The sequence below is a fragment of the Candidatus Harpocratesius sp. genome (assembly GCF_054039255.1).
Genome location: NZ_JBPLBG010000042.1, coordinates 100,333 through 107,519 on the forward strand (window position 1 = coordinate 100,333; position 7,187 = coordinate 107,519).

7 protein-coding genes are annotated in these 7,187 nt (G+C 29.3%); 6 read left to right on the top strand and 1 reads right to left on the bottom strand.

Going from position 1 to position 7,187, the window contains the following annotated elements; translation table 11 throughout:
* Positions 1-54 precede the first annotated feature (54 nt).
* Positions 55-2,721, bottom strand: a complete 2,667-nt coding sequence (locus tag ACXLDF_RS10230) for an HsdM family class I SAM-dependent methyltransferase (protein WP_457558426.1) — start codon at positions 2,719-2,721, stop codon at positions 55-57.
* A 226-nt stretch (positions 2,722-2,947) separates the two neighbouring features.
* On the opposite strand from ACXLDF_RS10230, the gene ACXLDF_RS10235 reads away from it, so the two are divergent.
* The 6 genes from ACXLDF_RS10235 to ACXLDF_RS10260 all read left to right on the top strand — a co-directional run bounded on the left by ACXLDF_RS10235 (position 2,948) and on the right by ACXLDF_RS10260 (position 6,791).
* Entirely contained in the window at positions 2,948-3,469 is a 522-nt protein-coding gene (locus ACXLDF_RS10235) for a hypothetical protein (protein ID WP_457558427.1), read from the top strand.
* A gap of 42 nt (positions 3,470-3,511) precedes the next feature.
* Positions 3,512-3,763: an Lrp/AsnC family transcriptional regulator gene (locus ACXLDF_RS10240; RefSeq protein ID WP_457558428.1), complete on the top strand. Its 252-nt coding sequence runs from the start codon at positions 3,512-3,514 to the stop codon at positions 3,761-3,763.
* 86 nt (positions 3,764-3,849) lie between these two features.
* A complete protein-coding gene (locus ACXLDF_RS10245) occupies positions 3,850-5,256 on the top strand; it encodes a hypothetical protein (RefSeq protein ID WP_457558429.1) in 1,407 nt (468 codons plus the stop codon).
* Positions 5,257-5,458: 202 nt separating this feature from the next.
* Entirely contained in the window at positions 5,459-6,157 is a 699-nt protein-coding gene (locus ACXLDF_RS10250) for an aspartate/glutamate racemase family protein (RefSeq protein WP_457558430.1), read from the top strand.
* Between the two features lie 142 nt (positions 6,158-6,299).
* Positions 6,300-6,473 (top strand): zinc finger domain-containing protein, encoded by a 174-nt coding sequence (locus ACXLDF_RS10255; RefSeq protein ID WP_457558431.1) that lies wholly within the window; start codon positions 6,300-6,302, stop codon positions 6,471-6,473.
* 18 nt (positions 6,474-6,491) lie between these two features.
* Positions 6,492-6,791, top strand: a complete 300-nt coding sequence (locus tag ACXLDF_RS10260) for a hypothetical protein (protein WP_457558432.1) — start codon at positions 6,492-6,494, stop codon at positions 6,789-6,791.
* Positions 6,792-7,187 lie beyond the last annotated feature (396 nt).

Here is a 7,187-nt window from a genome sequence, read left to right on the forward strand (position 1 = left end):
TGCATTCCTTCTATAGATATACTTTTTGAATAATATATTAATAATGAAGTGATTTTAAAGTCCTTTTGATAATCTTTTCTGTTCCATCATTTGCGTTTCCTTAATTAGTAAAGAATATTCAGCTTCTAAATTCAAACAATTTAATACGGCACGATCTAATATTTCTTGCTGCTGCTCAGTTACTTGATCAATCTGGGGAGAATTTTGTAAAATATTTTTCATTGCTTGAATTACTTGATTTTTCTGATCAATTGTAATTTCTCCCATGTTAGGAACGAGAAATCGGCGTAATTCATAAACTAATAACTGCAAGTCGCCTTGACCTTCCCAACGACCTAACATGTGAGCTTGCCAATAAAAAAATGTAGAATTACAAACACCTAAAAGGAAGATCAACCATTCATCATTTAATACTTGAATCCCTCGTATTCCATCAGCTACTATCGCGCCAATTTTATTCCAATAAGCCCGAAAACTCTTATCAATATGTCGAAGAAATAAAATATCAGGAGAATCTTGCTGCGTTTCTGGTATAGAATACCAAGGTTTCCAATGAAGTGAAGGACGATCAGGATAATGACAAATATCTTGCCCAAATCGAATATATTCACTAATCCTAGATTCGTCATTAACTTCGATCTCAGGAGGAATGGAAATAAATGGGTTAATAGATTCTTGAATAAGAAAAGTTGAAGGTAAATTGCGACCAGAACGAATTCCAGGTTTCAAAAATTCAGAAGGAATTCTAAAGTGGTTCAAGATATCTTTGGATGGGAAGAAAAAATCATTCGCACCTGTTTTAATTCCACCCACAACTCTGCAAAAAATACCGTTATCTAAGGAGATTAATTTTCGATTCAAGAGAATCTGTGAAAAATGACTTTGATACAGATATTTCATGGACCACTTTTCAACTGGTAGAAGCGATTTCTGTAAAACAGCAGTTCTCGAAATTCCCTGTATGGTATTATCAAAAAAATATAAATTTGAATTTTCTTGAGCTAATTTCTTTATTTGATTGAAATCTTTATCATCTTTCGTAGAGTTAACCAATTTCAAGACAGATGGAATTGCATTTTTATTTTGTAATCGAATAAATTGTACAATAGTTGTTTCGCGCTGTTTTTGAGATGAACATCGATCTGCAACGAGAATTACAGTTGAAACTTGTGCGGCGGTAAAAATATTTTGATCAAAGCTAATAATTGCCCGAATCTGAAAATTCTCCAAGAGAAAGTTTTTAATTTTTTCTCCATATTTCACATCCATCCATTTATTTGGAATAATGAAACATAAACGCCCTCCTTCTTTGAGAAAATATGCACTATACCATAAAAAGAAGCCATAATAATCTGTTTTTCCAGATAACTCTAATTTAAGCCTCTTTACATTCTTTTTTGAGTCAAGATTTGATTTTATTAAATTATGCTGAATTCTTTGGGTTGCAAATTCAGGTAACTGCTTCATCATGATTTTTTTTCGAGGTATCTTTTCTTGCTTAATATATGGGGGATTTGCAATAATTACATCAAAAAATGCGGGAAGAATACGTGAAATTGTCGCACCAGTTTGTAAATTTTTTGATTTCACCATATAAGTTTTCAAAGGTCCTAATTGAAGAAAATCTTCAAGAAAAACTCCAACAAAATCAGTAATCATAGATAAATTAAGAAATGAAAGCGATAACATAGAAATATATGCTGGAAAGACATTAATCTCAATACCCCACAATTGATGTAAGACTTTTTCGTGTATAGAATAAGGTAGATTATAAAGTAAGTTAGAAGTTGTTGTTGAAAATGAATCTGAATTATTGCTCTGATAATATTGATTTAGTGAAACTAAACGACGATAACTTTGAATCAATAAACTACCACAACCACAGGCAGGATCTAACACAGTTTGTTTTGGATTTTGAATAGCAAGATGAGCCATGAATTCCGCAATTTCAGAAGGAGTGTAAATTTGACCAAGTAATTTACGATCCATAACAGGAATTAGATCTTGAAAAAGAGAGCCGAATGATTCTAATGCTAAATGTTTAAAATTTATACTTTGAATGGTGAAAATAAAATGTTTTAATAATAATTCTAATGAAGATGAATTTTCTGAGAAATCAAGAGCGATAATAAAGGGATTATTACTAAAAATAGGTGCAAATTCAAAGATGTCAGTCAATTTACGATAACTTTTTAAAATTTGCCACTTCAATCCAGATTTATTTCCGAATTCGTTTGAATTATCTTTTTTTTTCTTATATCTATTTACTATTTTTTTATTTATTTCTTTATTTGACATTTCTTTAAATGTAGTTGGACATTTTTCTTCATTCTGCGATAAGATTGGAGAAAGATTTATAGAATACGAATTTCGAACTTGTTGTCTTATTAATTCATAAGTAAATAACTTAGATAGAATAAAAAATGCCCCCATCTCTGCAGCTTGATCAAGATAGTTTTCATGATTGCGAGAGACATAAATTTCTTGCCTTAGAAATTTCTCCAATGCAGAATTTCTAGATAAAATAAGCGGATTCTTCAAAAAAATATCCAATATTTCTTTTTTTAGAAATGAAAGTGATTTATGAAAAAAACTTGTAAAGTCCTTATTGGAAAATTCGATTACTTCCCTTTTTAGATGGGATATTTCAGTATAGATCGAACCGACTAAATTTGACTGTTTTTTCTTTCCAAATGAAGTTAAGTTTTCTTCAATCACCATATACTTATTCACATCATTATATTATGATAAAGCGATGTACTTCCAATATACTTAAAATCTATTACTGATCTATAGGACAAAATTATTATTTATTCATATAACCCTATGTAATATCTCCATCATTTCCAAATATAGAAATAAAATTGTCACCTACTAAATTCGATATATACAAATAATTTAAAAGCCGAATTAATATAGGAATGAATTCTTTACTATATTATTATCGTTGAATTCATCACATACTTCTTTGGAAGAACTGCATCAATTAGAATTGAAAATTTCGCAAGAAATTGCAATTTACCAGCATTGTGATAAGGTAAATGAATCACCAGCGCGAAATCGTTTTCATGAATTAATAATTCCGTTTACCCGTAATTATAATAAAATTCTTAATAAATTATTGAAAGAATACAATAAAATAGAATATACAGCCGAACCAAAGAAAAAAGCAGTTTATAAAGCCGCAATATCTTATTCTTATCATTTTTTAGATATGCTCATGAGAATTTTAAGATTATTGGAAAAAAATGCTCTTAGTACAGAATTTATATATGATAATATTACACTTCTTAAAGAATTTTGCGATCGAAAAGAAGAACTCTTGAATATGCAGTATTATCCAAAAGCCCAAGATGAATTAGCCGATTTTTATGATTCTGAAAAAAGAAATCAATTGGATGCCAATTTAAAAAAATTCCTTGATAAACATCAAAATCAGCAAAAGAGAAAAAATAAGTTCTCAAAGTAAGAAATTTTTTTGGAAAATAATACCTTTTTTGATGTGAAAATTATGGTAAAATTAACCGCTTTCTGCTTTCTTCAAATAGAACGAAATCAACGAGATACTGTTCAGAATTATCTGCTACAACTTCCCCAAATTAAAGCATACTATCGCCTTACGGGAGATTATAACGGTATGATCGAAATAGAGGTGGAAGATACGGAGGGAATTTACGAACTCTACAGCAAGCATCTTGATAATTTACCCGGAATTCAAGAGACCTACACACAAGTTGTTCTTAAGAAATTCTCCCTGAAATAATTTACCAAAAAATCAAAAATAATTACAATTTCATTAATTCACTAAAATATAAATTATCTTTAAAACTTCCATTTGGAGCATTGATTATGAATATTTTTCTACTGTTTTTAATAATTGGGAATATTGCTATTGGATTAGGACCTTTGTTCATCAAATTTATTCCAGGAGCCAGTCCTTTTACAATCGGTTTCAGCAGATTTATTATTTCAGCAATTTTCGAATTATCAATGATCATCTTTCTTTGGATTAGAATATATTGGATATTTCGCTCAAGTTCACTTTCAGATTCATCTCTAAATTCTCCTCCGAATTCTCCTCCGAATTCACCTCCAAAATTCGGTTATTTAATTCGATCCACTTTGAAATCTTATTATTTAGGAAAGAATAAATTCTTTTTACGAGGAAAATATCAAATTCTTTATTTATCTTTTTTAGGCTTTCTTATAGTAGGAATAGTTGTTCCATTTTATTATTTAAGCTTTCAGCTGGTTGGTGTTATTCTTAGCACAATTATTGTCAACGCTCTTCCAATTCTCTTCATTGCCATTTTAAATTGGGTAAGAAGAACAGAAGAAATGGATGGATTTAAGTTGGTATATCTATTTCTTCTCACTGCAGGTATTATTTCGATTACACTTAGTTATGATTCTGCACCTAATGCTTCCCTTACTTTCTTTGGCTTTCTCATCCTTATAATTACAACCCTTGCCTTTATTTTATATACTGTATATGTAGGACAAGATTCACTTCATAGAGTTCCATTATTACCCCAATCACTAATCAATTCAGAAATATCGAAAATACTGCGTAAAAAATTGGGGTTACTCCGTTCATTTTATAAACTTTTAGGAATTCATCTATTTGGTTCAATAATTTTCGTTTTAACCATGTTGATTTTAGGATTAGTCGATTATACAACATTGGCAGGAGAAGAAGCTCGACGATTCGTATTTGATGATTTAAAACATTTATTACAATTTTTAATTAATCCCTATATTATTTCAATAGCAGTAATTTGCACAATGATTCCATATTTGTTTCAAATTATTGCTTCAGGAAACTGGCCTCGACACGAATTAGGGTTTGATTCATGGAACAGTGTTTTAACCGTTTTACAACCATTGATCGGCTTATATATAGGAGTATTTATTTGGAAAGAACCCATTTTGTTTAATTATGTAATTATCACCAGTATTTTTTTAATAGTTTCAATTATTATTAGATATTTGCATGAAAGCGCTAATTATAAATTAATTTTGTTTCAAATTCGTATCAAAAATTCGAAAATTGAACCACTTCTTAAGTATATTCGAATATTTAAGGAGATTAGGGAAGTATACATTACTTTTGGAAAAGTAGGTATTATTTTTCATGCAGCATTTCGTTCTGTAGCAAGATTATTTCTAATTATTAAGAAAATTGAAACATTTCCTGGTGTAATATCAGTTAAATATTTTCCTGAAATTGAATATATTGCAACCAATCGAGAATGAATAAAATAGAGAGAAGATTAAAAAATCATATAATTCATCTTAAAACGCCCTAATTATTTGTTCTTTCTATGATTCTTTACTGATTTTTTCTTTTAATTCTGAAATGAACTAGTGTGAAAAGTTTATTTCAAGTATGAGTTCAAAGAAATTTATCAAAATCATTAATAGGATTTTTATCATATTTAAACAATATTTATTCAATATGAAAACTATTGGGTTATTAGGTGGAATGACATGGGAATCCACTTTAGAATATTATCGTTTACTAAATGAAGGGATTGCTAAAAAATTAGGAGGATATCATTCTGCCCAGTTAATCTTATATTCATTAGATTTCGATGAGATCTTTAAGCTCATGGAGATCGAAAATTGGAAAAGAATTACATTGATCATTAGCAAGATGAGTATAGGATTACAATCAATGGGAGTTAAGGCGTTACTTATCTGTTCCAATACAATTCATAAAATAATTCCCCTTTTGGAAGATTCACTACAAATTGCTATTCCTATTTTACATATAATTGATGCAACTGCAAAAAAAATACAAGAACTCAATATTAGTACTGTAGGATTGTTGGGAACAAAAATATCAATGCAAGAAAATTTTCTGAAAGATCGACTATTAGAAAAATACTATATTGAAACACTGATTCCTTCAAAACAAGAAATAGATGAAATAAACAGAATTATTTTTGAAGAATTAGCCTTTGGAAAGATTCGCTTAGAATCTCGACGAAAATTTCAAAGGATTATAAATAATTTGCATCAAAGAGGTGCTGAAGGGATTATTCTTGGATGTACTGAAATCCCATTGTTAATTCATCAAGAAGATGTTTCTATTCCTATTTTTGACACAACTCAATTACATGTGGAGTATGCTTTGGATTTCATGCTAAGTTAATTAACATTCAATTTTATTTTCGTAGTTAACTAATAAAATTAACAATCTTTTTTTTTTTAAGTTCTCCATTTTATACCATAAAATTAATTTAGAATCTCTGCCTTAAATACCCAAGAAGTAGCCTTTTTGAGGTTAATAAATAATGAGTTATAATCAAGAATCATGCACATCGTGTGGGAAAATGATCCAACCCAATGAAAATGCAGTGCATTTTGCATGTCCAAACTGTGGAGATGTACTCTTGTGGCGTTGTGAAAGATGTCGCCGCTTTGCACGACCTTATAAATGTCCTAAGTGTGGATTTGAAGGACCATAAAATATTTGGTGAAAAATAATGGCAGAACAAAAGAAAAAGAAAGGCCCAAAGACCTTATTAGGTATTTTTGATATCATCCCAGAAGATTTTGAAGGTTTGGAAGATTTAATGAATAATGTGGTAAAACCTATTGTTGAAAAAGCAGGTGGAATGGTCGAAACATTCAAAATTGAACCAATTGCATTTGGTGCAAAAAAAATTATCGCTCGAATATTATTAAAAGAACGTGAAGGTGGAACCCAACCTCTGGAAGATGCAATTGCGAGTCTTGAACAAGTGCAACGAGCAGAGTGCACTATGGTTTCGATTATTTCTTAATCTCTTAATCTCAAGCAGTATAATTTTATTTTTTTCCTAAATTTAGCATTCTTGGTTATTATAGGATAACAAACTTATTCGCACATAACTATGAAAGTATCGGTATACAATTTTGCATTTTCATTATTATTCTTGAGTCTTTTATTGTAGTAAAGAAGTATAAATATTATTAGTGCTCTAATTCGAAAAATATATTAGAAAAATGTTCAAAATTCTCTTTAGCTAATATTTTACTCATGCTAAGAAATAAAAGAACATATTTCTTATTAAATTCTTAAGTTTACAAGTTAATTAATTTTTTTAATCTTTATATTGCATTTCATTTGAAAATTACTCCGACATAATTTATTTTATTTGTAAAATCAAATTATCTCCTAAAATAGCCCTGTTTTTCAA

Excerpts from the sequence above, each read along its gene's own strand:
- ACXLDF_RS10255 (WP_457558431.1), top strand. The coding sequence starts at position 6,300 with ATGAGTTATAATCAAGAATCATGCACATCGTGTGGGAAAATGATCCAA.
- ACXLDF_RS10245 (WP_457558429.1), top strand. The coding sequence starts at position 3,850 with ATGAATATTTTTCTACTGTTTTTAATAATTGGGAATATTGCTATTGGA.
- ACXLDF_RS10230 (WP_457558426.1), bottom strand. The coding sequence starts at position 2,721 with ATGGTGATTGAAGAAAACTTAACTTCATTTGGAAAGAAAAAACAGTCA.
- ACXLDF_RS10240 (WP_457558428.1), top strand. The coding sequence starts at position 3,512 with ATGGTAAAATTAACCGCTTTCTGCTTTCTTCAAATAGAACGAAATCAA.
- ACXLDF_RS10250 (WP_457558430.1), top strand. The coding sequence starts at position 5,459 with ATGAAAACTATTGGGTTATTAGGTGGAATGACATGGGAATCCACTTTA.
- ACXLDF_RS10260 (WP_457558432.1), top strand. The coding sequence starts at position 6,492 with ATGGCAGAACAAAAGAAAAAGAAAGGCCCAAAGACCTTATTAGGTATT.